Below are 945 nucleotides of genomic sequence, written 5' to 3'. Positions count from 1 at the left end.
CCCGTCGGGGTCGAGCACGATCCGGGTGAGCTGGGCGTCGCAGGCGGCCCAGCGGGCGCGGGCGGCGGACAGGGTGGCGCCCAGGGCGGTGCGGGCGACGCCGGGGCCGGTGTGCGGGTCGGCCAGGTCCTGGTGGTCGATGGTGAGGATCACGTGCGGCTTGACGGTGCGCAGGATGGGCAGCCGCCCGGAGGCCAGCCCGAGGTCGGCCAGCTGGACCAGGGCGTCGGCGAGCCGCTGGGCGCGGCTGCGGTCGTCGCCGGCGCCGCGGCCGGCGGCGGCGAGGGCTTCCACCGCGGTGGCCAGCTTCTCCCCGCCGACGGTGTCCAGCGCGCCGCGCAGCGTCCAGGACCCGTCGGGGTGCTGGGCCAGGGTCAGCGCGCGGTCCTCGGTGGGGTCGGGCTCGGGGCCGTCGGGGTCCAGGCGGGCCAGGTAGTGCCCGGTGACCTGCTGCAGCTCGCGGTGGGTGCCGGCGACCGCGAGGTCGACCAGCGCGGCTTCCACGCCGGTCGGGTCGATGCCCTGCGCGGTCGCCCGGTTGCGGTGCTCGGGGTCGACGATGCCGGCGAGCACGTCGACCTGGTCGCCGGTCAGCCGGCCGGCGGCGAACGCGGCGGTGGTGGCCGGCAGCAGGTCCAGCGCCCGGCCGGCGGTCAGCAGCCGGGTCGCGGCCGCACCGGAGAGCCGGGCGTGCCCGCGCAGCCAGGACGACATGGACCTCAGCCCGTCGTGCTCGGCGGCCTGCCGCAGCTCGGCCCGGTGCACGGTGCGGGTCAGTTCCGCGGTGATCCGGTTCTGCGCGGCCACCAGCTCGTGCACCCGGTCGAGCAGCGCGCCGTGGGACAGCCCGTCGAGGTCGTCGGCGGCCAGCGCGTCCAGCGCGGAGGCCAGCTCGCCCACGGCACCTCCCCGACGCATCGAACGTGTGTTCGAGAATAGTCGACG

1 protein-coding gene is annotated in these 945 nt (G+C 77.5%); it reads right to left on the bottom strand.

What is annotated here, in order from left to right:
- On the bottom strand, positions 1-900 hold a 900-nt coding region (locus OF117_RS22075; protein ID WP_263555010.1), incomplete at its 3' end, for a 13E12 repeat family protein.
- Between the last annotated feature and the right edge of the window lie 45 nt (positions 901-945).

Source organism: Geodermatophilus sp. YIM 151500 (genome assembly GCF_025716945.1).
Taxonomy (GTDB): domain Bacteria; phylum Actinomycetota; class Actinomycetes; order Mycobacteriales; family Geodermatophilaceae; genus YIM-151500.
Note: the sequence above shows the minus strand (reverse complement) of the source record. Positions and strands in the feature narration are given on the sequence as shown.